Raw genomic sequence first — 26,698 nt, forward strand, 5'->3', positions numbered from 1 at the left:
CGCGGCGAGCAGCGCCATGAAGGGCGTCACCCCGGCCTGCCGTGCGAGCGCGAGGAAGGGCTCCGCGACCTGCTTCGGCACATGGATGGGATGAAGCTCACCGAACTGCGAGCGGAGTGACGGACGCGGCTTGTCGGTGGGCAGGTCCAGGAACTGGGGCGCCCCCTGGAGCTGCTGCTTCCACCACGCGACTTCCGATTCGAACGTGTCGCCCTGGAGCCACTGCCGCTGCCAGACCGCGAAGTCCACGTACTGGACCGGCAACGGCGGCAGCCTCGGCGCCTTCTTCTGGGAGAAGGCCTCGTAGGCCTGGGCCACCTCGCGAACCATGATGGCCAGGGACCAGCCGTCCGACACGATGTGGTGCATGACGAGCACCAGGACGTGAAGCTCCGGCTCCAGTTCGAGCAGGTGCGTGCGCAGCAGCGGCCCCTGGCTCAGGTCGAAGGGGCGTCCCGCCTCTTCGGAGGCGAACCGCTGCGCCTCCGTCTCCCGGTCGTGTCCGGACAGGTGGGTGAGGGAGGTCAACGGAAGCGTCCACGCCGCGGGCCCCTGGATGACCTGAACCGGGGCTTCGCCCTTCAACGCGAAGGTGGTGCGCAGCGACTCGTGGCGGGTGACCAGCCAGGACAGCGCCTGACGCAGGGCCTCCACGTCCAACACACCTTCCAGCCGCAAGGCGCCGGAGACGTTGTAGTTGCTGCTTCCGGGCTGGAGCTGGTCCAACACCCACAGCCGATGCTGGGCGAAGGACAGCGGCAGCGCTCCGTCCCGAGGGACGGGCCGGAGCTGGGGGCCCTGCGGCGGCGCGGCACGGAAGAGCATGCCCTCCTCGACGAGCTCGGTGACTCGCGCAACCGTCGACGCATCGAAGAGCGCCTGAAGCTCCAGCTCCACACCGAACATCGCGCGCACCCGCGAGACGAGCTGCGTCGCCAGCAGCGAGTGACCGCCCAGCGCGAAGAAGTCGTCGTGCAGGCCCACGTGTTCCACGCGGAGCAGCTCGCGGAACATGCCCGCGACGCGTTGCTGGAACGGCGTCAGTCGCTCCTTCACGGCGGGCGCCGGGGCCGCGCCAGTGGGAACAAGGGTAGGGGCGGGGAGCGCCTTCCGGTCCACCTTGCCGCTGACCGTCAGGGGCAGGGCCGGCAGGAGCATCACCGCCGAGGGCACCATGTAGGAGGGGAGCTGCTCCGCGCTCCGGGCGCGCACGGCGGCCACGTCCAGCTCGGCGTTCCCGGTCACGTAGGCGATGAGTCGCGCATCGCCCTGCGTCTCTTCGCGGACGACCGCCACCGCGTCGCCCACTCCGGGGTGGGCGCGGAGCACCGCCTCGATTTCGCCCAGCTCGATGCGGAAGCCGCGCAGCTTCACCTGGAAGTCTGTCCGGCCCAGGTACTCCAACGTTCCGTCCGACAGCCACCGCGCCACGTCACCGGTGCGGTACAGGCGTCCGCCCGGGACCTCGCTGAAGGCGTCCGGGATGAAGCGCTCCGCCGTCAGCTCCGGACGCCGCAGGTATCCACGGCCCACCTGAACACCGCCGATGTACAGCTCGCCCGGAATGCCGACAGGCGCCAGTTGCCCGGCCGCGTCCAGCACGTACAGCGCCGTATTCGAAATGGGCTTGCCGATGAGGACGCGCTGCAGCCGTTCGTCACGGGGGCAGGACCAGTGGCTGACTTCCACCGCCGCTTCCGTGGGGCCGTAGAAGTTGTGGACCCGCACCGTCTCCGGCAGCCGCGCGTGCGCCTTCTTCAGCAGCTCCGGGTCCAACGCCTCGCCGACGCACATCAATCGGCGCAGGGCACTCAGCCCTTCCAGCCCAGGCGCCTCCAGGAACGCGCGCAGCATGGAAGGGACGAAGTACACCGTGCTGACACGCTCCTCCTTCAGCACCTTCGCCAGGTACGTCGGGTCCTGGTGGCCTCCCGGCTTCGCCACCACCAGCCTCGCGCCCACCGACAACGGCCAGAAGAACTCCCACACCGACACGTCGAAGCTGAAGGGCGTCTTCTGCAACACCACGTCATCGCGGCCCATCGTGGGGTCATGCCGCGTCCACCGCAGCCGGTTGACGATGGCACGGTGTGCGTTCATCGCGCCCTTGGGGCGTCCCGTGCTCCCCGACGTGAAGATGACGTACGCCAACGACTCCGGTCCCACCCGCGGCAACGAAGGCCGCGTCACGGGATGACGGGACACCTCGTCCCGCTGCGCGTCCAGCAGCACCACCCGCGCCGGAGCATCCGCCAGCACGTCACGGTGCCGCTGGTGCGTCAGCACCACCGCCGCGCCGCTGTCCTCCAACATCCCCGTGAGCCGCTCTCTCGGGTACGCCGGGTCCAACGGCACGTACGCCGCTCCCGCCTTCAATACGCCCAGCAGCGCCACCACCATGTCCACCGAGCGCTCCAGGCACACGCCCACCAGCGACTCGACGCCGACCCCCATCCCACGAAGCTGGTGCGCCACCTGGTTCGCCCGGGCCTCCAGCTCCCGGTACGTCACGTGCTCCGACTCGAACGTCACCGCCACCGCATCCGGCGTCCGTTCGACCTGCGCCTCCACCAGCCCGTGCAGCGTTTCCCCAGCCGGGTACGCCTCCTGCTGCCCCTGGAACGTCTTCAGCAACTGCTCCCGCTCGGCGTTCGGCAACAAGGACAACTCGTGGAGCGGTACACGCGGGTCCAGGACCACGGACTCCAGCACCGTTTGGAAGTGGCGGACCAGTCGCTCGGCGGCCTCCGGCGTGAAGAGGTCCAGGCTGAACTCCAACGTGCCGTCGAGGCTCCCGTCGCGAAGCTCCATCATGGACAGCGTGAGGTCGAGCCGAGCCGTCTCGGTCGCAGAGTCCAACAACTCGAGCTCCACGCCCGGCCATGACGGCGCCTGCATGGGCGCGTTCTGGAGGATGAACATCGCCTGGACGAGCGGCGTCCGGCCCCCTCCGCGCTCACCGCCAATGGCCTCCACCAACCGGTCGAAGGGCACGTCCTGCCGCACGTACGCGGCGAGGGACTCCTCGCGCACCCGGGCCACCAACTCCGCGAAGGTCGGCGCGCCGTTCAACCGGGCCCGCAGCACCAGCGTATTGACGAAGAAGCCGATCAACGGCTCCAGCTCGGTCCGCGTCCGGTTGGCGATGGGACTGGCCACGCAGAAATCGTCCTGCCCCGAGTACCGGGACAGGAGCGTCTCGTACGCCGCCAGAAGCACCATGAAGAGCGTGGCGCGTTGCTCGCGGGCAACCGTGTTCAACGCCGTCGCCAGTTCAGGAGGCAGCGAGAAGGAGATGCTCGCCCCGCGAGCCGTCCGCACTGCGGGCCGGCCGAGGTCGCCTTGCACCTCCAAGGCAGGCGCTGCCTGGAGATGGGCACGCAGCTCCGCGAGCTGCGATTGGATGCCCTCGCTGCGCACCCACTCCTGCTGCCAGGCCGCGAAGTCCGCGTATTGCACCGGCAGCGGCGGCAAGGGCGAGGCCTGGTCCTCACGGAACGCCGAGTAGAGGGCGGCGACCTCTCGCATCAGCACGCCCATGGACCAGCCATCCGAGACGATGTGATGGAGGCACAGCAGCAGGACATGCACCTCCGCGTCCATGCGCAGCAGCACCGTGCGGAGCAACGGCCCCGTGGTCAGGTCGAACGCGTGGTGTGCCTCCTCGCCCACGCGCTGACGCAGGCGCGCTTCCCGGGCCGGGGCCTCGCACTGTGCCAGGTCCTCCACGGGCAGCGACCACTGCTCCGGGGCGGCGTGAATCTGCTGCGTGGGGAGTCCGTCGCGCGCGGAGAACGTGGTGCGAAGGACCTCGTGCCGACGGACCAGCTCCGCGAAGGTCCGCCGCAGCACGTCCACGTCCAGCGGGCCGGTCAACTTCAAGGCGAAGGGCACGTTGTAGACGGCCTGGCCCTTCTGGAGCTGCGCGAGGAACCACAGTCGCTGCTGCGCGAACGACAGCGGCAGCTCCGAGCCCCGCGGCACCCGCAGCAAGGGCGGCATGGACGCGCGCGACGACAGCAGCATCAACGCTTCAATGCGCTCCGCCAGCCCGGCGAGCGTCGGCGCCTCGAAGAGCGTCCTCAGCGGGACCTCCACGCCCAGCTCCGTGCGGACCCGCGTCACCAACTGCGTGGCCAGCAACGAGTGGCCGCCCAGCTCGAAGAAGTCATCCTGCGGGCGGATTCGCTCCACGCGGAGCACTTCACGGAAGAGCGCGGCGAGCTGTTGCTGAAGCAAGGGCAGCGAAGCCGCGTCCGCATCGTCCGCGCCCACCGACGACAGGTCCGGCGGCGGCAGCGCCTTCCGGTCCACCTTGCCGTTGGAGGACAGGGGCAGGGAAGCCAACGGGACCAGGGCCGAGGGCACCATGTACTCGGGGAGCCGCTGGCGCAGGTGTTCGCGCAGCGCCGTGGTGTCCACGTCGTCGGGCGTGACGTAGGCCACCAGTCGCTTGTCCCCGGGCGCGTCCTCACGCACCACCGCGACGGAGGACTCCACCGAGGGATGAAGCCGCAGCGCGGCCTCCACTTCGCCCAACTCGATGCGGAAGCCGCGCAGCTTCACCTGGAAGTCGGCGCGACCCAGGAATTGGAGCGTTCCATCCGGCAACCAGCGCGCCCGGTCTCCGGACCGGTACAGCCGGGAGCCAGCAGGGCCGAACGGGGAGGGCACGAAGCGCTCGGCGGTGAGCGCGGCGTTCCCCAGGTAGCCTCGCGCCAGACCGTCGCCGCCGATGAACACCTCGCCGGGCACGCCCACGGGAACGGGCTGCATCCCGGCGTCGAACAGGTACACCTGGGTGTTCGCGATGGGCCGGCCAATGGAGACCGAGCTCCCCACCGCGTCCCCGGGCCGCAGACGGTGGCAGGCACTGAAGGTGGTGCCCTCCGTGGGACCGTAGCCATTCACCAGACCGACGCCCTGGGCCAGTCGCTCGCGGACTCGCTCCGCTGGGAGCACGTCGCCGCCAGCGAGCAGTTGTGGCACGCGGCCCAGCGCCTCCGGCTGATGCTGCTGCATCTGGTCGAAGAGAGCCGCCGTCAGCCAGAGCACGGAGACGCGGTGCCGCTGGAGCGCTTGCCCCAGCTCCGCGAGGTCCGGCGTCCGCTGGGAATGCAGCACCAGCCGCGCGCCGTGGAGCAGCGCGCCCCAGAGCTCCAACGTGGACGCATCGAAGGCCAGGGGCGCCAACTGGAGCACCACCTCGTCGGGCCCCAGGTCCACGAAGCGCGAACCGATGAGCAGGCGCACCACGCCTCGGTGCGGAATGGCCACGCCCTTCGGCGTCCCCGTGGAGCCCGACGTATAGGTGATGTACGCGAGCTGCTCCGCACCCACCTGCGAGTCCGTGACGGGAGCGTCGGACTGAACGGCGATCCGCGCCCAGTCCGCGTCCAGGCTCACCACGAGCTGTGAACCCGCGGGCAGTTCGTCCTCCAGCGCTGACTCGGTGAGCACGACGGAGACGCCGGCGTCATCCGCCATGAACGCCAGTCGCTGCGCCGGGTAAGCCGGGTCGAGCGGCACGTAGCAACCGCCCGCCTTGAGAATGCCCAGCAGCCCCACCAGCAGGTCCACGCCTCGGTGCATGAAGACGCCGACGCGCGACTCGGCCCCGATGCCCAGCGAGCGCAGGTGCCGCGCGAGCTGATTGGAGCGCGCATCCAGTTCCGCGTACGTCAGGGTGCGGTCTTCGTGCGTCACGGCCACCGCCGTTGGCGTCCGTGCGGCTTGCGCCACGAACAGGGACGGAATCGTCGCGTCCTGCGGGTACGCGACCTGGGTGGCGTTCCAGGTCGACAGCACCTGCTCGCGCTCCCGCGCGTCCATCAACGGCAGCGCGCTGAGCCGCCGCTCCGGGGCGCCTTCTCCAATGGCCGTCAGGAGGACGCGCAGGTGCTCGACCATCCGCCGCGCGGTGTCCTCCGTGAAGAGGTCCAGGCTGTATTCGAGCTGTCCCTCGAGCCCTCCGTCACGCGCCATGAGCGACAGCGTCAAGTCGAACCGGGCCGTGTCCGTCGCGTGCGGGAGCACCTGCACGTCCACCCCTGGCAGCGCGGGGGCCTGGAGGTCCGAGCTCAACAGCACGAAGAGCACCTGGAACAACGGCGTGCGGGACAGGTCCCGTTCTCCGCCCAGGGCATCGACCAACTGCTCGAAGGGCACGTCCTGGTGAGCGAAGGCGCCCAGGGCTTCCTCGCGAACGGAGGCGAGGAGGTCCGCGAAGGACGGATCCCCAGCGAGGCGGCAGCGCAACGTGAGCGGATTGACGAAGAGGCCGACGAGGCCCTCCAGCTCCCGGTGGGCGCGCGCGGCCACGGACGTGCCCACGGTGAAGTCCGTCTGGCCGGAGTAGCGCGACAGCAGCGCCTGCCAACCGGACATCAGCACCATGTACAAGGTGGCATTGCTCGCCCGGCCGACGTGCTCGAGACGGGCGACCAGCTCGGCGGGAAGGGTGAAGAAGTGCGTCGCGCCCTTGGCGCTGCGCATGGGCGGCCGGGCATGATCGGTGGGAAGCTCCAGCGGCGGAGCCCCTTCGAGACGCGAGCGCCACCAATCCAACTGGGACTCCAGCGCCGGCCCCTGGAGCACGCGCCGCTGCCATTCGGCGTAGTCGGCGTACTGCACCTCCAGCGCGGGCAGCGCGGCGTCACGACCCAGCGCCAGGGCCTCGTACAGCGCGCCGACCTCACGCACCAACACGCCCATGGACCAGCCGTCCGAGACGATGTGGTGCATGCCCAGCAGCAGGACGTGGACGTCCGGGCCCGTGCGCAGCAACACGGTCCGGAACAGCGGCCCGGTCTCCAGCGGGAAGGCGCGGTGCGCCTCCTCGTTCATCCGGTCCTGGACGGCGGCTTCGCGCGCGGACGCGTCCAGCGTGCTCAGGTCCTCGACAGGCAGAAGCCACTCGCTCGGCGCCGGGTGGATGCGCTGGACGGGCTGGCCCTCCTTCGCCACGAAGGTGGTGCGGAGCGACTCATGGCGGCGCACGACCTCCGTGAAGGTGCGTCGCAGCAGGTCCACGTCGAGGGGGCCCGTCAGCCGAAGGGCCACGGGCATGTGGTTGACGGCGAGTCCCGGCTGGAGCTGCTCCATGAACCACAAGCGCCGCTGGGCGAACGTCACCTCGAAGGTGCCTTCGCCTTGACGGGTGCGCGGCAACGCCTTCAGCGGGTGCTCATTCACGGAGGGCGAGGCGCCCGCGTCTCCGTCGAGCCGGGCAGCGAGCTCCGCCACCGTGGGGGCCTCGAAGAACGCGCGGAGCGGCAGCTCCACTTGGAGCGCCGCGCGGATGCGAGCGACGACCTGCGTGGCCAACAGGGAGTGACCGCCCAGTTCGAAGAAGTTGTCGTTCCGGCCCACCACGGGGAGGTGGAGCACCTCTTTCCACACCTCCACCAGCCGCGCCTCCGTCGGCGTGGCGGGCGGCTCCGCGGAGGTGGTGCGTGCCAGTCGCGAGGTGTCGGGGGACGGCAGCGCCTTGCGGTCGACCTTGCCACTGGGCGTCAGCGGCAGGGACGTGAGCGAGACGAAGGCAGAAGGCACCATGTACTCGGGCAGCCGCTGTTGGAGATGCTGGCGCAGATGCTCCGGCGCGACGGTGGCTTCGGCGGCCTCGACGACATAGGCCACGAGCCGCTTGTCTCCGGGCACGTCCTCGCGAACCAGGGCGACGGCATCCCGGATGCTGGTATGTGCCTTCAGGGTGGCTTCGACTTCCCCCAGCTCGATGCGGAAGCCACGCAGCTTCACCTGGAAGTCCAGCCGGCCCAGGTACTCCAGCGTGCCGTCCTCGCGCCAACGGGCCTTGTCGCCCGTTCGGTACATCCGCGCTCCCGCCGTGCTGGCGAAGGGGTTGGGCACGAATCGCTCGGCGGTCAGGTGCGGCCGGCCCTGGTAGCCTCGCGCCAGTCCTTCGCCCGCGAGGTACAGCTCTCCCGCCGCGCCCAGGGGAGACAGGCGCAGGTCCTCGTCCAGGACGTACACCTGCGTTCCCGCCAGCGGCTGGCCAATGACGGGGACCGTCCCTCGGGCCTGCTGCACTGGAGCGAAGGTGGCGTACACCGTGCTCTCGGTGGGGCCGTACGCGTTGAACGCAGCCGTGCGTTCCGATGCCGCCGCCAGCCGCTGCCAGAGCGAGGCATCCATGGCCTCGCCCGCGCACACAATCCTCGCGGGCACGTGAGCGCGTGTGAGAAGGCCCGCCTGGATGAGCAGCGTCAGTTGCGCGGGCGTGCAGTCCAGGACGTCCACGCGCTGGGCCTCCAGCCACGACACCATGGCCTCCGGGTCCTTTCGCGTCGCCTCCGGAACCAGGCACAGGCAGTGGCCTCCATCCGCCAGGTGGATGAGCTGCCCAAGGCTGACATCGAAGTAGAGGGGCGCGTTGAGGCTCAGCCGTTGCCCGGAGGGCAGTCCTTCGAAGAAGGCCCGGGCCGTGGCGTGGTGCAGTGTCGCCAGTGCGCGATGCTGCACCACGACGCCCTTGGGCGTGCCCGTGGAGCCCGAGGTGTAGAGAACGTAGGCCGCATGGTCATCCTGGACAGTCCCTGGGACGTCCTGCACCGACAACGCCGCCAAGCGCGAGGCATCCGTGTCGAGAAGGACGCGGTGCCGAACCTGGGGCCGCCAGTCGTCGACGAGCCGCTGGTGCGCCACCAGCACGGAAGCCTGGCTGTCCTCGAGAACGAAGGACTTCCGCTGAGCGGGCGCCGCTGGGTCGACGGGGACGAACGCGCCCCCAGCCTTCATCACCGCCAGGACCGCGATGACCGCATCCGGAGTGCGATCCAGGCACAGGGCCACGCGCGACTCCGGGCCGACGCCCAGCGTCCGCAGGTGCGCGGCCAACTGATTCGCCCGGGTGTTGAGCTGGGCGTACGTCAGGACCTCGTCGCCCAGCACCACGGCGGGTGCCTCCGGAGTCCTCGCGGCCTGCTGCTCGAAACGCAAGTGGCTCAGGGCGCTGAGTCGTGGCGCGTCCTGCCCCAGCCGCTCGTGCGCCGGGGGCGCTGCCCGCCAGCGCCGCTCCACTCCACGAGCAACCGCTGACGCTCCAGCTCCGTGTGCAAGGGCAGGGTGGAGGTAGCGCGGTCCGGCGAAGCCACCGCGGCATCCAGCACCAGCGCCATGTGGGCGATCAGCCGCTCCACCCGAGCAGGCTCGAACAGCTCGGTGCTGAAGATGAGGTCTCCTCGGAAGCCATCCGGCGCCCGCGTCAGCGACAGCTCGAGCTCGAACTTGGTGACCGCGTGGGTCGGCTCCAGGGTTCGAATGGTCAGCTCCGGCAGTGACAGCTCGCTGTCCGGAGCGTTCTGCAAGGCGAACAGCACCTGGAACAGCGGACCGCGGCCCAGGTCGCGCGCGGGCTGAAGTTCCTCCACCAACCGCTCAAAGGGCAGGTCCTGATGCTCATAGGCGCCCAGGGTGGTGTCGCGCACTTGCGCCAACAACTGGCGGAAGCTCAGCCCCGGCGACAGCCGCGCGCGCAGCACCAGCGTGTTGACGAAGAAGCCAATCAGGCCCTCCGTCTGCGCATGACGCCGGCCCGCGATGGGCGAGCCCACCAGCACGTCCTCCTGCCCGGAGTGACGAGCCAGCACGCACTGGAAGGCGGCCAACAGCACCATGAACGGCGTGGCGCCTTCACGCTGCGCCAGCGCCTCCACCGCCTCGCTCAACGCCAACGGCAGATGCACCGGGACGGAGGCACCGTGGTGACTCAGCACCGCTGGGCGAGGCTTGTCCGTGGGCAACTCCAGCGCATGCGGCGCTCCCGCCAACCGCTGCCGCCACCAGTCGAGCTGCCGCTTCAGCGTCTCGCCCTGCATCCACTCCCGCTGCCACACCGCGTAGTCCGCGTACTGCACCGGCAGCTCCGGCAGCGGCGCCGGCTTGCCTCCGCAGAAGGACTCGTAGAGCGAGGCCACCTCCCGCACCAGCACGCCCATCGACCAGCCGTCCGAGATGATGTGGTGCATGCACACCAGCAGCACGTGCTCGGACGTCTCCAGCTTCAGCAGCGTGACTCTCAGCAGCGGGCCACGGGCCAAATCGAACGGGCGCTGGGCGTCTTCCGTGGCGCGCTTCACGGCCTCCGCTTCCCGCTGGGCTTCTCCCTGAAGCCCCGACAGGTCCACCACCTCCAGCGACACGGCAGTCGGTGGATGGATGACCTGACGCGCTTCACCGTTCTCATCGCGGAACGTGGTTCGAAGCGACTCATGCCGCCGCACGAGCTCAGTCATGACGCCGTGCAACGCATCGAGGTCCAGGGTCCCCGACAGCCGCAGCGCCGCGGACATGTTGTACTCAGACCCACCGGGCTGGAGCTGGTCCAGGAACCAGAGCCGCTGCTGGGCGAAGGACGGCGGGACCAACCCCTCTCTTGGCGCACGCGTCAGGGGCGGAAGCTGAGGCCCCACGGTGTCGCCCCGCAGGCGCTCCGCGAGCGCCGCCACGGTGGGCGATTCGAAGAAGGCGCGGAGGCTCAACTCCACATCGAAGGCTTCACGGATACGGGCGACGACTCGCGTGGCCAGGAGTGAATGCCCACCCAGCTCGAAGAAGTTGTCCCGCCGGCCCACCCCCGGGGTGCGCAGCAGCTCCTTCCAGATCTCGACGAGCCGCGCCTCGGTGGGCGTGACGGGGGGCTCCGCATCCTTGCCACCGGACAGGTCCGAGGCTTCGGGCGCGGGCAAGGCCCGGCGATCCACCTTGCCACTGGGCGTCAGGGGCAACGCCTCCAGGGACACGAAGGCGGCGGGAACCATGTACTCGGGCAGGTCGCGGCGAAGGTGCTCTCGCAGCGCGGCCACGTCCATGGGAAGCGCCGAGGACCGCTCGGGGCGTGGCACGACATAGGCCACCAGTCGCGTGTCGCCGGACACGTCCTCACGCGCCATCACCACGGCGTCGTGAACCGAGGCGTGAGCGCGGAGCGCGGCTTCGATTTCCCCTGGCTCGATGCGGATGCCGCGGACCTTCACCTGTGCATCGCCGCGACCGAGGTACTCCAGGCAGCCGTCTTCCCGCCACCGAGCCAGGTCTCCGGTCCGGTACAGGCGCTCGCCTACGCCGAAGGGGGAGGGCACAAAGCGCTCCGCCGTCAGCTCCGGCCTGCCGTGATAGCCGCGCGCCACGCCACTGCCGCCGATGAAGAGTTCCCCCGGCACGCCCACGGGAACGGGCGCCTGTTCACGGTCCAGCACGTACAGCCGCACGTTCGTCAGTGCGCGGCCAATGGTCACCTCACGCGTGGCGACGTGGGGCTCGGTGGACAGGTCCACGGCGGTGGCCACGGCCGTCACCTCGGTGAGGCCGTAGGTGTTGAGCAAGGGGACCCGAGTGCCCACGCTCCGTCGCCACTGCGCCACGCGTTCGGCGGCGGCACGCTCGCCGCCGATGACCACCCACTTCAGGTTCGAAGGAAGGCAGGCCGTTCCGGCATCGAGGCTCGCCGTCACGTCATGCCAGAACGCCGTGGGCAGGTTGAGCTGCGTCACGCCTGCCGCCTCGCACTTCGCGAGGAACACGCCGGGGACGTCGAGCATGTCCGGCGTCCGGAGGACCAGCGTCCCGCCGCGTGTCAGGCAGGGGTAGATTTCCTCCGCGCTGGTGTCCCAACTGATGGAAGCGAACTGGAGCACCCGGTCCCCGGGCTCCACCGGGAAGGCCGTCCAGGCCGAACGCGTGAAGTTGACCAACGACTGATGCGCGACGACCACGCCCTTGGGCCGGCCCGTCGAGCCCGACGTATAGAGCGCATACGCCGCGGCACCCGCGGGCACCGAGACAGCAGGGGCCGCGCGCTTTTCCTCCACGGACCGAGCATCCACGTCCAGCCAGACGCGGCCCGGTGCATCCCCCAATCGCGCACGGAGCGCCGCGCGCGCCATGACGACCTGGGCACCGCTGTCCTCCAACATGAAGCCCAGGCGCTCCGCCGGGTACTCCGCATCGAGCGGCACGTAGGCACCGCCCGCCTTGAGCACACCGAGCAGCGCGGCCAGCAGCTCCACCGAGCGATCCACGCACACCGCGACGCGCGACTCCACGCCCACGCCTGCTTCGCGCAGACGCCAGGCCAACCCGTTCGCGTGCGCATCCAGCTCCCGGTACGTCACCGTCCTGGCCCCATCCACCACCGCCACCGCATCCGGGGTTCGAGCGGCCTGAGCCTCGAACAAGGCGTGAATGCGAGCGTCGTCCGGAAGCGCCTCGATCGGGCCTTGCCACGCCTCGAGCAACCGCTGTCGTTCCGAGGCCGCCATCATCGGCAGCTCGGCGATGCGCGCATCCGGCTGCGCCACGATGCCGGTCAAGAGCTGCTGGAAGTGCGCGAAGAGCCGCTGGGCCGTGCCGGCGACAAACAGGTCCGTGTTGAAGTTGAGCGTGCCCGTGAACCCTTCCGTCGCGCGGGCCAGGTCCAGGCTCAGCTCGAACAACGCCACGCCGGTGTCCTGAACCTCCGCGGGCCGAGCCGTCAGACCAGGGAGGTCAAGCGCCGGCAGGGGAGCGTTCTGGACCGTGAAGAGCGTCTGGAACAACGGCGTGCGGCTCAGGTCGCGCGCGGGCTGGAGTTCCTCCACCAGCCGCTCAAAGGGCAGGTCCTGGTGCTCGTAGGCGCCCAGGGTGGTGTCGCGCACTTGCGCCAACAACTGGCGGAAGCTCAGCCCCGGCGACAGCCGCGCGCGCAGCACCAGCGTGTTGACGAAGAAGCCAATCAGGCCCTCCGTCTGCGCATGACGCCGGCCCGCGATGGGCGAGCCCACCAGCACGTCCTCCTGCCCGGAGTGACGAGCCAGCACGGTTTGGAACGCCGCCAGCAGCACCATGAAGGGCGTGGCCCCTTCTCGCTGCGCGAGCACCTCCACCGCCTCGCTCAACGCCAACGGCAGATGCACCGGGACGGAGGCACCGTGGTGACTCAACACCGCCGGGCGAGGCTTGTCCGTGGGCAACTCCAGCGCGTGCGGCGCTCCCGCCAACTGCTGCCGCCACCAGTCGAGCTGCCGCTTCAGCGTCTCGCCCTGCATCCACTCCCGCTGCCACACCGCGTAGTCCGCGTACTGCACCGGCAGCTCCGGCAGCGGCGCCGGCTTGCCTCCGCAGAAGGACTCGTAGAGCGAGGCCACCTCCCTCACCAGCACGCCCATCGACCAACCGTCCGAGATGATGTGGTGCATGCACACCAGCAGCACGTGCTCGGACGTCTCCAGCTTCAGCAGCGTGACTCTCAGCAGCGGGCCACGGGCCAAATCGAACGGGCGCTGGGCGTCTTCGGTGGCGCGCTTCACGGCCTCCGCTTCCCGCTGGGCCTCTCCCTGAAGCCCTGACAGGTCCACCACCTCCAGCGACACGGCAGTCGGCGGATGGATGACCTGACGCGCCTCGCCGCCCTCTGCCTGGAAGGTCGTGCGGAGCGAGGCATGCCGCCGCACGAGCTCAGTCATGGCGCTGTGCAACGCATCGAGGTCCAGGGTGCCCGACAGCCGCAGCGCCGCCGGAATGACATAGAGCGCCTGACCGGGCTGGAGCTGGTCCAGGAACCAGAGCCGCTGCTGGGCGAAGGACAGCGGCATCGGTCCTTCCACCTTGGCGGGGGCCAACGGCGGCAGGTGGCTCGGGGCGCTGGCCGCGCCCAAGCGCTCGGCGAGGGAGGACACCGTGGGCGCATCGAAGAAGTCGCGGAGGCTCAGCTCCACATCGAAGGCCGCGCGGATGCGAGACACGACCTGCGTCGCCAGCAGGGAGTGCCCACCCAACGCGAAGAAGTCGTCCTTCGCCCCCACGCGGGCCTGCCCCAGGATCTCCCCGAAGACACGGGCCACGGTCTCCTCGGTGGGATTCCGAGGCGTGACGAAGCCGTCCTCGGCGCCGAGCCGCTCCGCTTCCGGGGCGGGGAGGGCACCTCGGTCCACCTTGCCGCTGGGCGACAGTGGCAACGAGGGGAGCACCACGAAGGCCGACGGCACCATGTGCGCGGGCAGCGACTCCGCCAGCGCATTCCGGAGCTGTGCCACCGCGCGAGCGCTCCGGGCACCGCGTAGCGGGTCGCTCGCCAGTCCCTCCAGGGACGTGCGCGCGCTCGCGGACAGCGGTGTCAGGTCCCAAGTCGCCGCGGTGCCGGGCCGCGCGAACACCACGTCCATGGCGCCATCCCGGTGCGCGGCAGCCCAGCTCACGCGCACCTCGTAGCCAGCCTCCGCCCCCAGCGAGTACAGCGCTTCGGGCTCCACGCCGCGCGTTCCAGCGTCATCGCGCAGAACCTCGCGGAGGCCCGCCACCGTGGGTGGCCGAACCGCCGCCGCGAGCAACTCGACGAGCCGGGTGTGCTCCACCACGCGCGCGTTCGGGAGCTGGCGCACGGCGAGCTGTTCGGGCCGTGTGGCCAGACGCTCGCGCAAGGTGTCCAAGGTGAGGCCGGAGCCGTCCACCCAATCGGGGCGCGGCCACTGAACCGACGACCCGTCCGGCGTCCCAACGTGGAGGATGACCTCGTAGCGGAAGCGGCTCAGTTCGTTGTCGTAGCCACCGTGCTTGGGCAGCACCTCCACCCGCGCGATTCCAGGAATGATTTGGGGGAGCGTGGTGAAGAAGGCAGGGGAGAGGACCAGCTCCTTGTCCGCCAGGATGTCGCGCTGGATGCGGTAGGCGAGCTGGGACGTGGAGACCTGTGGCGCGGTCCGATGCAGTCGCACCGACGCCCGGAACGCCTCCAGCAGCTCCAGACTGCGCACGTCGCCCAGGAACACCCGGCCCCCTGGCTTCAGGACGCCCACGGCGCCCCGAAGCACGTTGAGCAAGAAGTCCACGCTGGAGAAGGTCTGGATGACCGAGTTGAGGACGACGGTGTCGAACGTGCCCGGCTCCAGGCCAGCGAAATCCTCCGCGCTCCGGTGCAGCAGGTGGACGGAGTCGAGCGCCCCGCCCATCCGCTCCCGCTGACGCTCGATGCGATCCAACGCGGGCCGGGCGAAGTCGACGCCCCAGTACGCTTCGCAATGCGGCGCCAGGCGGTACAGCAACAGTCCCGTGCCGCAGCCCAACTCCAGCACGCGCTTTGGCCGGAGCGCGAGGATCTGCGAAACGGTGGTGTCCACCCACTCGCGCATCTGCTCGGCGGGAATCGGCGCCCCGGTGTAGCTGTCGTCCCAGCCGATGATGTCGAACGTCGGGTCCACGTCCTCCGAGGCATCGCGGGCGTAGGCCTCGTCGTAGATGGCCTTCCATTGCGAGGACGGATCCCCGGCCTCCACCGGCGCCTTTTCGTCGAGGACGACATACGCCACGAGGCGCGTATCTCCAGGCGAGTCCTCCCGCGCCATCACGACCGATTCACGAACGGCACGGTGCGTGTGCAGCGCCGCCTCGACTTCACCCAGCTCGATGCGGAAGCCGCGCAGCTTCACCTGGAAGTCCGCTCGGCCCAGGTACTCCAACTTTCCGTCCGGCAACCACCGCGCCACGTCTCCGGTGCGGTACAGGCGCGCACCCGGCGTGCCGCTGAAGGCGTCCGGAATGAAGCGCTCCGCTGTCAGCTCAGGACGCTGCCGGTAACCGCGGCCCACCTGCACGCCGCCGATGTGCAGCTCGCCCGGAATGCCCACCGGCGTCGGCTGCCCGTGCCCGTCCAGCACGTACAGCACCGTGTTCGCCACCGGCCTGCCGATGGGAATCCGCGCCAACTGGGCGTCACGGGGGCAGGGCCAGTAACTGACGTCCACCGCCGCTTCCGTCGGTCCGTAGAGGTTGTGGACCTCCACCGCCTCCGGCAGCCGTGCGTACGCCTTCTTCACCAACTCCGCGTCCAGCGCCTCGCCGCTGCACACCACCCGGCGCAGGGCGCCCAGTCCCTCCAGCCCGGGCTCCTCCAGGAAGGCGCGCAGCATGGAGGGCACGAAGTGCAGCGTGCTGACGCGCTCCTCCTTCACCACCTTCGCCAGGTACGCCGGCTCCTGGTGGCCTCCGGGACGGGCCACCACCAGCCTCGCGCCCACCGACAGCGGCCAGAAGAACTCCCACACCGACACGTCGAAGCTGAAGGGCGTCTTCTGCAGCACCACGTCCTCGCCGCCCAACCCGTACTCCTGCTGCATCCACCTCAGCCGGTTGGCGATGGCTCCGTGCGCATTCATCGCGCCCTTGGGGCGGCCCGTGCTGCCCGACGTGAAGATGACGTACGCCAGTGCCTCCGGGCCCGCCTGCGCCACGGACGGCCGCGTCACTGGGAGTCGCGACACCTCGTCCCGCTGTGCGTCCAGCAGCACCACCTGCGCCAGGGACGCAGCCAACACGCCCTGGTGCCGCTCATGCGTCAGCAGCACCGTCGCGCCGCTGTCCTCCAACATCCCCGTGAGCCGCTCTCGCGGGTACGCCGGATCCAACGGCACGTACGCCGCTCCCGCCTTCAACACGCCCAGCAGCGCCACCACCATGTCCACCGAGCGCTCCAGGCACACGCCCACCAGCGACTCGACGCCGACCCCCATCCCACGGAGCTGGTGCGCCACCTGGTTCGCCCGGGCCTCCAGCTCCCGGTACGTCACGTGCTCCGACTCGAACGTCACCGCCACCGCATCCGGCGTCCGCTCGACCTGTGCCTCCACCAGCCCGTGCAGCGTCTCCCCGGCCGGGTACTCCTCACGCCGTCCCTGGAACGCCTCCAGCACCTGATGGCGGTCCTCGGCTGTCATCATCGGCAGCTCGGACAGGAGCGCTCCGGGCGCCTCCACCATGCCGCGAACCATTCGCTCAAGCTGGGCGAGCAGCCGATCCGCAGTCTCCGCGTCGAAGAGGTCCGCGGAGTACTTGCAGCCGATGAGCAAGCCCTCGGGGCGATGCGTCGCCTCGAAGGTCATGTCCAACTCCGCGGTGTGGTTGTCCACCAGCGACACGTCGAGCGTCAGCGCTCCACGAGCGGACAGCCCCCGGGGCCACGCGTAGTCGTCGAGGATGAAGCCCACGTTGTACAGTTCGCGCCGCTCCGCGCCGGGTTGCTGCACGGCCGCGAGCACCTGCTCGAAGGGCACATGCCCGTGGGCCAACGCGCCCAGCGTGCGAGACTTCACCTCCGCGAGCACGTCCGTCACGGTCGCCCCTCGAGGCAGGCGCACGCGCAACGGAACGAAGTTGGTGCAGTCACCCATCAACTCGCGAGTCCCCGCGGCGTCGCGTCCCGCGATGACCGTTCCAACGACGAAGTCGGACTGACCGCTCCACCGGTGCAGCACCGTGGACAGCGCGGACAGCACGCCCATGAAAGGCGTGGCGCCCTCACGCCGTCCCAAGGCGTGCAACCTCGCCACCAGCGACGCAGGCAACAGCCGAACCCTGCGCGCCCCATGCACGGAGAGTCGCTGAGGCCGAGGCCTGTCGGTGGGCAGCGCCAGCAACTGTGGCGCACCGGCGAGCGTCTCCCGCCACCACGTGAGCTCTGTCGAGAGGGCCTGGGGCGTGAAGTGGGCGCGCTGCCAGGCGGCGAAGTCTCCGTACTGGAACGCGGGCTCGGGGAGCGGTGACGGCGTGCCTTCCGTGAACGCGCCATACAGCGCGGCCAGCTCCCGGACGAACAGCGCCACGGACGTGCCATCCACCACCAGGTGGTGCATGACGGCCAGCAGGACGTGCTCCTCCGGCCCGAAGCGCAGCAGGGAGCACCGGACCAGCGGCCCCGACTCCAGGTCCATGGGCCGCCGCGCATCCAGCACGGCTTGCGCTTCGAGCGTGGCCTGCCGCGCCTCACCCGTCAGCCCGTTGAAGTCCAGGCACGGCAGGGACACGGGGGCCGGGGGCGACACCCGTTGCAGCAGCTCGCCATCGCGCGACACGAAGGTGGTGCGAAGGGCGTCATGGCGGCGCAGCACCTCCGACAGCGCCCGTTCCAGCGCGGACACGTCGATCGCGCCACGCAGCGACAACCCCACAGGGAGCTGGTTCGACGTCCACGCCGGGTCCAACTGAAGGAGGAACCACAGCCGCTGCTGCGCGAATGACGCGGTGGCCAGGCCCGCACCGTCCGGCCGGCGCTGAAGCGCGGGCAACCGCCGCCCGGGGCTCTCGGCGGACACCGTCTCTACCAGCGTCCGCAGGCTCAAGTCCTGAAGCAGCGCCGCGATGGAGACGCGCACGCCCAGCCGCTTCTCCAAACGGCCCTGAAGGTCCGCCGCGCCCAGCGAGTCCAACCCCAGCAGCGTCAACGGCGTCCCCGCGTCGTGGCCCACGGCCTCGCTGCCCAGGACGGCCACCAGTTCCTCACGCAGCGCCGCTTCCACGGCCTCCCGGGAGAGCGCCGGTTGGATGACGGGAGCAGGGGAGACCGCCGGGCCCGACTTCCCCCCCGTCCCGCTCCGCCACACCGTGGCCAGCGTGCCGGACGTCAGCGCCTCCCGGCAGGCGAAGCGCTGAATCTTCCCGCTCGACGTCTTCATCACCGCGCCCGGCGGCAAGAGCGCCAACGTGTGCGGCTGCACCTGGAACTCCGCGACGATGGCCTGCCGGAGCGTGTCCGCCACGGCCCCCAGCGCCGAGGCATCCGAACCTTCGGCCAGATCTCGCGCGACCTCCGCGACCACCGCGAGCGCCTCACCGTCCGGCGTCTCGATGGAGAACGCGGCGACGCAGCCGGGCCGAACCTTGCGGTGGGCCCGCTCGACGACGCTCTCCACGTCCTGCGGATAGAGGTTCCGGCCGCGCAGGATGATGAGGTCCTTGCGCCGCCCCGTGACGAGGAGCTGTCCGTCCTCCAGGAGCAGCCCCAGGTCCCCGGTGCGCAGGTACTTCGGACCGTCCTCCGCGCCCACGGGGACGGCGTGAAAGAGGGCCTCGCTGTCCTCGGGCTTGCGCCAGTACCCCTGCGCGACGCTCCCGCCCGACACCCAGATTTCGCCCACCTGGCCCGCGGCGCGCGGCACCCGCGACTCCGGGTCCACGATGAGCAGGCGCTGCTCCGCCAACGTGGTGCCGCAGCCGATATGCGTCCGGGCGCCCTCCGTCCCAGCGGCGGCATGAACCGCCTGACCCCGGCTCAGCGCGGCGGCATCGAGCACGTGCGCGCGCGGCACGCGGCCCTTCTGCTCACCGGTGACGATGAGCGTGCCCTCGGCCAGGCCGTAGCACGGGTAGAAGGCTTCGCGACGGAAGCCGCTCGGTGCGAACACCTCCGCGAAGCGGTCCAGCGTGGCGGCGCGAATCGGCTCCGCGCCACAGAAGGCCACGTCCCATGAACTCAGGTCGAGCGCCTGGACGTCCTCGGGCGTGGCCCGGCGCGCGCACAGCTCGAAGGCGAAGTTGGGCCCGCCGCTGACGGTGGCCCGGTACCGCGACACGGCCTCCAGCCAGCGCATGGGCCGCTGGAGGAAGGACATGGGCGACATGAGCGTCACCGGGAAGCCGGTGAACAGCGGCTGGAGGATGCCGCCGATGAGCCCCATGTCATGGTACGGCGGCAGCCAAATGACGCCGGAGCTCGCGGGCCCCGTCTGGAAGGCGCCCGTGATGAGCCCCAGGTTGTGGAGCAGGTTCGCGTGGCTGAGCATCACCCCCTTGGGCGTGCCCGTGGAGCCGGAGGTGTATTGCAGGAAGGCCAGCGAATCCGGGCCCACGCCCGGATCGCGCCAGGACGCGGCGCCCTCCGCGGGCAGGTCATCCGTGGCCAGCCAGTTCAGCGCCCGGAAGTCCGGGGCCTGTTCGAAGACGAAGTCCGCCAGCGACAGGATGCCGGAGGTGGTGAGCACCACCGTGGCCTGGGCGTCCTCGATGATGGCGCGCAGGCGGGGCAGGGTGCGCTCCAGCCGCATCGGGTCCGGGGGATACGCGGGCACCGCCACCGCGCCGGCATAGAGGCACCCGAAGAAGCCCGCGACGTAATCCAGACCGGGTGGATAGAGCAGCAACACACGCTGCCCCTGCGCTCCCTGGGATTGCAGCAACGCGCCGATTCGCGCCGCCTGTTCATGCAACGCCCTCGCGCTGAGCGCGCCCTCTTCACCTTCAGCGTCACCGAGGAAGACGTACTGTTTCCGGTGCGCCGCCTCTCCAAAGGCGCGGTGAGTGAGGACCTCGAGAAGGGTTCGCGGTGACTCGTGCATGGAGCGCGCTCAACAGTCCAGAAGTGGGCGAGGCGCTACACATAGCAGGCAATCTCAGATGCTCAGGATCTGTTACAAATATCGAAAAATTCCCCAAAACCCGATTCATGCGCGACCGAAGAGGCCCTTGAGCCACTCCATGAAACCGCGTTGCTTCGGAGTCGCAGTGGCCGACACGGACTGTATGGACGGCGGAGCGCGGAGGGCTGACTGCACCGGCCTGCTGGCACCTGGGAGCGCAGCGGACGCTTGCGCCCCCGTGCCTCCGACAGGCTTCACGGGCGCCGCGGGGCCCGTGGCCACCGCACCCGCATGCGCCGCGACCCGGACTGGCGCCACCGAGGGCCGCGCCGGAGCGGGAGCGATCTCCTCCTCCGCCAGCCGAGCCTTCACCGCTTCGGGGGTATCGCGCGTGGAGAACGTGCTCGTCACCTCGCGTCCGGAAGAGGCCTCACGCGCGGTGACCTTCAGCAGGGACTCGTTGCTGACCTCGAAGGTGACGTTCACCTGCACCGCGCCGCGCGGCAGCTTGGGCAGCCCCTCCAGCTTCAGCGTGCCCAGGTACTCGTTGTCCGCCGCCTTGTCGGAGTCACCCTGGAACACGGTGAGCTCCAGCTCCGTCTGGCCGTCGCGGTGCGTGGCCAGGGTGTAGCTCTTGGTGGACGGCAGCGACGTGTTGCGCTCCATCACCGCCTTGAAGCGCCCGCCGGGCAGCCCCACGCCAATGGCCATGGGGAGCACGTCGATGAGCACCACGCCTTCGAGCTGTCCCAGGCTGTGCGCCAGCAGCGCCGCGCCCAGCGCCACGGCCTCGTCCGGGTGGACGCCCTTGCTGGGCGGCTTGCCGAAGAACTTCGTGATCTTCTCGTGCACCAGCGGGAAGCGGCTCTGGCCACCCACCAGGATGACCTCGTCGATGTCCTTCGGCGTCAGCTTCTTCGCCGCCAGCACCTCTTCGCAGACCTGGATGGTGCGAGCCACCAGCCCCTCGGTCAGCTCGATGAGCTTCTGCCGCGACAACATGACGTCCAGGTCGCAGGGCTTGTTGTCGATCATCGTCACGAACGCGACGTGCACCCGCACCTCCGAGCGCTCCGACAGCGCGCACTTGGCGCGCTCGGCCGCGTCGTTGATGCGCTGCATGGCCACGCGGTCCCCCTGGAAGGGCCGGCCCACGACCTTCTGGAACTCCTCCAACAGGTACGTGACGATGGCGGTGTCGAAGTCGATGCCGCCCAGGAACGTGTCGCCGCCGGTGGAGATGACCTCGTAGACGTTGTCGTTCAGCTCCAGCACCGACGCGTCGAACGTCCCGCCGCCCAGGTCGTACACCAGCACGCGCTGGTTCAGCTTGCGCCCGTAGCCGTACGCCAGCGCCGCCGAGGTGGGCTCGTTGAGGATGCGCTCGATGTACAGGCCGGCCAGCTTCCCGGCCTCGCGCACCGCCTGGCGCTGGTTGTCGTTGTAGTAGGCCGGAACGGTGACGACGGCCCGGGACACCGGGTGGCCCAACTGGTTCTGCGCCACCTCCCGGACCTCACGGAGGATGAGCGCGGAGATCTGCTGGAGCGTGTAGACGTGCTCGCCCAGCTTCACGCCCGCGTCGCCATTCTCACTGGCGGCGATCTCGTAGTGGAACCGGTCCTTGATCTGCTCCACCACCGGCGACGCGAAGGGACGACCCACCAGCCGTTTGGCGCCGTACACCGTCTGGCGCGGGTTGGTGAGCATCTGCCCCTTGGCGGGGTGGCCCACCACCAGCTTGCCGCGCGTGTTCACGGCGATGATGGACGGAACCGTGTTGTGACCTTCGCGGCTGGGCAGGACGCCCGGCTTGCCGTTGCGCACGTACGCGGCACAGGAGTTCGTCGTCCCCAGGTCGATGCCGATGACGACCCCCGCGCGGCGCGGCTCCTCCGAGCTCAGGTTCAGCGCCGAGTTCTCGATCATCACCGGCGCCGCGGGAGCCGCCGTGCCGGCCTCACTGGAAGCCGCGGGCGGGGGCGTCTCGGGGAGGACCGCGACGGGGGCCTGCTCCTGGGGTGGGACGTTGTAGTCAGGCGGCCCCACACCGGAAGGCACCGGGGGGACGTCCGACTGGGCGTGGGGCAGGGTGACGACGACGGAGTCGAGGAAGCGACGGGTCGGGGCGTCGACGTTCAGGAAGCGCAGCCCCATGCCGGGCACGCCCTCGCCCCCCTGGCCTGTGACGAAGTGAACAACCGCCGCCGCGTGGATGATGCGTTCCCCGCCCGCCAGTTTGAGGTCCAAGGTGACAGCCGTGCCCGGCGGCTTCACCGCGCGTGCGCGCAAGTAGATGCCACCCCGGGTCACATTGGGGCCGTACTTCGCCAGAAACTCCTCGGGTGTCGAGAAGGGCAGTTTTACGACGAGCCCGACCGCACCCTGATTCGAATCCGTCAATGCCCGGTTCCTGAGACGAGAGGGGATACTGGGTTGCGATTATCGCCCGAACTCCGAGGGAACGGGCGTCAAAATCAGCGCCCTTCTCCGTTGCGCCGGGGCAGCGTACCTCGTATGGAACCGCACCCGCGGGCTGTGGTGCCCCGCGGGCATCTGCCCACGGGAGCGCCGCTCATGCTCAACCCCGATATCCGGCTCGCCCTCACTTTCGACGACGTCCTGCTGGTCCCGGCCGAGAGCTCGGTCGTCCCCAAGGACGTCGACCTCACGACCCGGCTCACCCGCAATCTCCGTCTCAATATTCCGCTCCTGTCGGCGGCCATGGACACCGTCACGGAGTCCCGGACGGCCATCGCCATGGCGCAGGAGGGCGGAATTGGCGTCATCCACAAGAACATGACGCCCGAGCAGCAGGCGCTCGAGGTCCTCAAGGTCAAGAAGTTCGAAAGCGGCATGGTGGTGGACCCGGTCACCATCGAACCGGGAGCCCCGCTGGGCCGCGCGCTGGAGCTGATGCGCCTGCACGGCGTGTCCGGCGTCCCGGTGGTCCAGGGCCAGCGCCTGGTGGGCATCGTCACCAGCCGTGACGTGCGCTTCGAGACCAACCTCACGCAGAAGGTCGAAGCGGTGATGACGCGCAAGCTCGTCACCGGCCGCGAGGGCATCACCCAGGACGACGCGCAGAAGCTGCTGCACGAGCACCGCATCGAGAAGCTGCTCGTCGTCAACGAGGCCTTCGAGCTCAAGGGCCTCATCACCATCAAGGACATCGAGAAGCGCCGCACGCACCCCAACGCGGCCAAGGACGGCAAGGGCCGCCTGCTGTGCGCCGCCGCCGTGGGCGTGTCCGCGGACCGCGAGGCCCGCGTCGAGGCGCTCCTCAAGGCCGGCGTGGACGTCATCGTCGTGGACACCGCGCACGGGCACTCCACCGCGGTGCTGGACGGCGTGCGCGACACCCGGAAGAACTTCCACGGCTTCGAGCTCATCGCCGGCAACGTCGCCACCGCCGAGGCCACCCGCGCGCTCATCCAGGCCGGCGTGGACGCGGTGAAGGTGGGCATTGGCCCCGGCTCCATCTGCACCACCCGCGTGGTGGCCGGCGTCGGCGTGCCCCAGGTCACCGCCGTGGATGACTGCGTCCGCGAGGCCCAGAAGCACGACGTGCCCGTCATCTCCGACGGCGGCATCAAGTACTCGGGCGACATCGTCAAGGCGCTGGCCGCGGGGGCCAACACGGTGATGATCGGCTCGCTCTTCGCCGGTACCGAGGAGTCCCCCGGCGACGTCATCCTGTACCAGGGCCGCAGCTACAAGAGCTACCGCGGCATGGGCAGCCTGGGCGCCATGAAGCAGGGCGCCAAGGACCGCTACTTCCAGGCGGACGTGGAGGCCGTGAAGCTGGTGCCGGAGGGCATCGAGGGCCGCGTGCCGTACAAGGGCTCCCTGTCCATGAACGTCCACCAGATGCTGGGCGGCATCCGCAGCGGCATGGGCTACGTGGGCTGCGCCTCCATCGACGAGCTGCGCACCAAGGCCAACTTCGTTCGCATCACCTCGGCCGGGCTCAAGGAGAGCCACGTGCACGACGTCATCATCACCGAGGAAGCGCCGAACTACCGCGTCGAGTAGGCCCCACCTGCTGAACGGATGCAGGCGCCGCATGGGCGCCTGCCGCCTCGCCCGGAGTGGGCGTTCGGGCACGAAAAAAGGGCCCGCGCCGCATGGGCGGGGCCCTGGTTGCCAGCCCGGAAGGGGCCGCGCGACCTACCGGCCGCGCTTCCGGCCACCGCCCGACGCGGGCGTGGCGGGCTCATCGGCGGCGGGGGTGGAGGGCACCACGCGCTTCTCCGCGGCGGCCACCCGGTTGAGCAGCGTCTCCTTGTCGTCCGGCTCCAGCGTCTCGATGGCCTGGCGCAGGGTGTTGAAGTCGAGCCGGGCGATGGTGACGGTGTTGCCGCCCTTGATCTCCTGGACCGTGGGCACGTCCACCAGCTCGCGCATGTAGGTCTCGAACTCCACCCGCACGTCGGCCGTCTGCTGGATGCAGGTGTCCTTCGCGTTGACCAGGTGCTGGGTGCCCTCGCGGTAGCTGAGGTCCGGGTTGCGGGTCATCGCATCCTCGAACGTGGCGGTCCGCTTCTTCAGCGAGGAGAACAGCTCGATGTAGTCCACCAGGCGGTCCGTCTCCGGGCGGTTCACGTTGCGCGCCTTGGCCAGCGCCTCCGTGGAATCCTCACAGGAAATCTTCTCGAGCTCGGCGGCCCCCGGCGTTTCCTTCACCGAGAGATTCTGGGTTTCGCGGTCCAGCCGCTCATCCGAGGAGATCTCCTTCACGCATCCGGTGGCGGACAGTAGGAGTAGGGTCGCTGCAGCAGTAGGGGCGAACAGGCGGCGCGGCATCCAGGCCTCGAACAATTGAAGGTACTTGGGCGTTGAATTCCGGAAGTTTGTAGCGATAAGGGCCCCCAGCCGTCAACGACGCCCCTCTCGGAGACCTCCCAGGTGGACCTGCACGCCGAAAAAATCCTGATCCTCGATTTTGGGAGCCAGTACACCCAGCTCATCGCCCGGCGCGTCCGCGAGCTGGGCGTCTACTGCGAAATCCACCGTCCGGACCTCCCGGCGGACGACATCCGCAAGTTCGCCCCCCGCGGCATCATCCTCTCGGGTGGGCCGGCCTCCGTGGAGGCGCCTGACTCCCCCCGCTGCGACCCCTTCGTCTTCGAGGCGGACGTCCCCGTCCTGGGCATCTGCTACGGCCTCCAGCTCACCGCCAAGCTGCTGGGCGGCAAGATTGACCGGAGCGCCCACCGCGAGTTCGGCAGCGCCGAGGTGGAGGTCCTCGCCCGCCGGGGCCCCTTCGCCGAGTTCACCCCGGGGGACAAGGTCCAGGTCTGGATGAGCCACGGCGACCGGGTGGAGGAGCTCCCCCCTGGCTTCGAGGCCATTGGCCGCAGCGGCAACTCGCCCTTCGCCGCCACCGCCCATGCGACGAAGCCCTGGTTCGGCTTCCAGTTCCACCCCGAGGTGGTCCACACGCCGCAGGGCAAGGCCATGCTGCGCGCCTTCCTCTTCAACGAGTGCAAGGTCACCGGCTCGTGGACGATGAAGGGCTTCATCGACGAGGCCGTGGCCACCATCCGCCACCAGGTGGGTGAGCACGGCCGCGTCATCTGCGCCCTGTCGGGCGGCGTGGACAGCTCCGTGGCGGCGCTGCTGCTGCACCGGGCCATTGGCCCCCGGCTCCAGTGCATCTTCGTGGACAACGGCGTGCTGCGGCAGAACGAGCGCGGCCAGGTGGAGGCGCTCTTCGTGGACCGCTTCCACGTGCCCCTGAAGACGGTGGATGCCCGCCAGCGCTTCCTGGACAAGCTGGCCGGGGTGACGGACCCGGAGAAGAAGCGGAAGATCATCGGCCGCGAGTTCATCGCCGTGTTCGAGGAGGCCTCCCGCGACGTGCAGGACGCGGAGTTCCTCGCCCAGGGCACGCTGTACCCGGACGTCATCGAGTCCGTGTCGTACAAGGGGCCGTCCGTCACCATCAAGAGCCACCACAACGTGGGCGGCCTGCCGGAGACGATGAAGCTCAAGCTGGTGGAGCCCCTGCGCGAGCTCTTCAAGGACGAGGTCCGCGCCCTGGGCCGCGAGCTGGGCCTGCCGGACGAGATGGTGTCCCGCCAGCCCTTCCCGGGCCCCGGCCTGGCCATCCGCGTGCTGGGGGAAGTCACCGAGCAGCGGCTGGAGCTGGTGCGGCGCGCGGACGCCATCGTCCAGGAGGAGATTCGCAGCGCCGGCCTCTACAAGGAGGTCTGGCAGGCGTTCGCGGTGCTCCTGCCGGTGCAGAGCGTGGGCGTCATGGGCGACGAGCGCACCTACGAGTCCACCTGCGTGCTGCGCGCCGTCACCAGCGTGGACGGCATGACGGCGGACTGGGCGCGGCTGCCGTTCCCCGTGCTGGAGCGCATCTCCACGCGCATCACCAACGAGGTGCGCGGCATCAACCGCGTCGCCTACGACATCTCGTCCAAGCCCCCCGCGACCATCGAATGGGAGTAGGGCGGAGGCGGGCAGGGCGCCTGCCCGGCTGAAATGAAAGAGGCTGCCCGGAACGAACCGGGCAGCCTCTTCTGCTTCCGGGGCCCTGGCGTCATGCGCCGGGGCCCCTTGCCGCG

General features: G+C 69.8%; 6 protein-coding genes (1 of these 6 cut by a window edge). 2 read left to right on the plus strand and 4 right to left on the minus strand.

What is annotated here, in order from left to right; translation table 11 throughout:
- The 3 genes from A176_RS15195 to A176_RS15205 all read right to left on the minus strand — a co-directional run.
- Nucleotides 1–9,042: the start of a hybrid non-ribosomal peptide synthetase/type I polyketide synthase gene (locus A176_RS15195; protein ID WP_049872310.1), read on the minus strand. The gene continues 23,583 nt to the left of window position 1, outside the view; the window shows 9,042 of its 32,625 coding nt (coding positions 1–9,042); its start codon is at nucleotides 9,040–9,042; its stop codon lies off the left edge, out of view.
- A complete protein-coding gene (locus A176_RS15200) occupies nucleotides 8,967–20,099 on the minus strand; it encodes a non-ribosomal peptide synthetase (RefSeq protein WP_049872311.1) in 11,133 nt (3,710 codons plus the stop codon). The genes A176_RS15195 and A176_RS15200 overlap by 76 nt, the downstream gene beginning before the upstream one ends.
- A 105-nt stretch (nucleotides 20,100–20,204) precedes the next feature.
- On the minus strand, nucleotides 20,205–22,523 hold the full coding sequence (locus A176_RS15205; protein ID WP_002640014.1) for a TIGR02266 family protein: 2,319 nt from the start codon (nucleotides 22,521–22,523) through the stop codon (nucleotides 20,205–20,207).
- Between the two features lie 174 nt (nucleotides 22,524–22,697).
- Here A176_RS15205 and guaB point away from each other — a divergent pair, with 174 nt between their 5' ends.
- Nucleotides 22,698–24,155: an IMP dehydrogenase gene (guaB, locus tag A176_RS15210; protein ID WP_002640016.1), complete on the plus strand. Its 1,458-nt coding sequence runs from the start codon at nucleotides 22,698–22,700 to the stop codon at nucleotides 24,153–24,155.
- 135 nt (nucleotides 24,156–24,290) lie between these two features.
- On the opposite strand, the gene A176_RS15215 is transcribed toward guaB, so the two are convergent.
- A complete protein-coding gene (locus A176_RS15215; RefSeq protein WP_044890922.1) occupies nucleotides 24,291–24,941 on the minus strand; it encodes a hypothetical protein in 651 nt (216 codons plus the stop codon).
- An 87-nt stretch (nucleotides 24,942–25,028) separates the two neighbouring features.
- Between A176_RS15215 and guaA the strand changes: the two genes are divergently transcribed.
- Nucleotides 25,029–26,582, plus strand: a complete 1,554-nt coding sequence (gene guaA, locus A176_RS15220; RefSeq protein ID WP_002640018.1) for a glutamine-hydrolyzing GMP synthase — start codon at nucleotides 25,029–25,031, stop codon at nucleotides 26,580–26,582.
- Nucleotides 26,583–26,698: the final 116 nt, after the last annotated feature.

Origin of the sequence: Myxococcus hansupus, from assembly GCF_000280925.3 — a bacterium.
GTDB classification, from domain to species: Bacteria; Myxococcota; Myxococcia; order Myxococcales; family Myxococcaceae; genus Myxococcus; species Myxococcus hansupus.

Coding starts and splice junctions, on each gene's coding strand:
- A176_RS15200 (WP_049872311.1), bottom strand. CDS start 20,099: ATGCACGAGTCACCGCGAACCCTTCTCGAGGTCCTCACTCACCGCGCC.
- guaB (WP_002640016.1), top strand. CDS start 22,698: ATGCTCAACCCCGATATCCGGCTCGCCCTCACTTTCGACGACGTCCTG.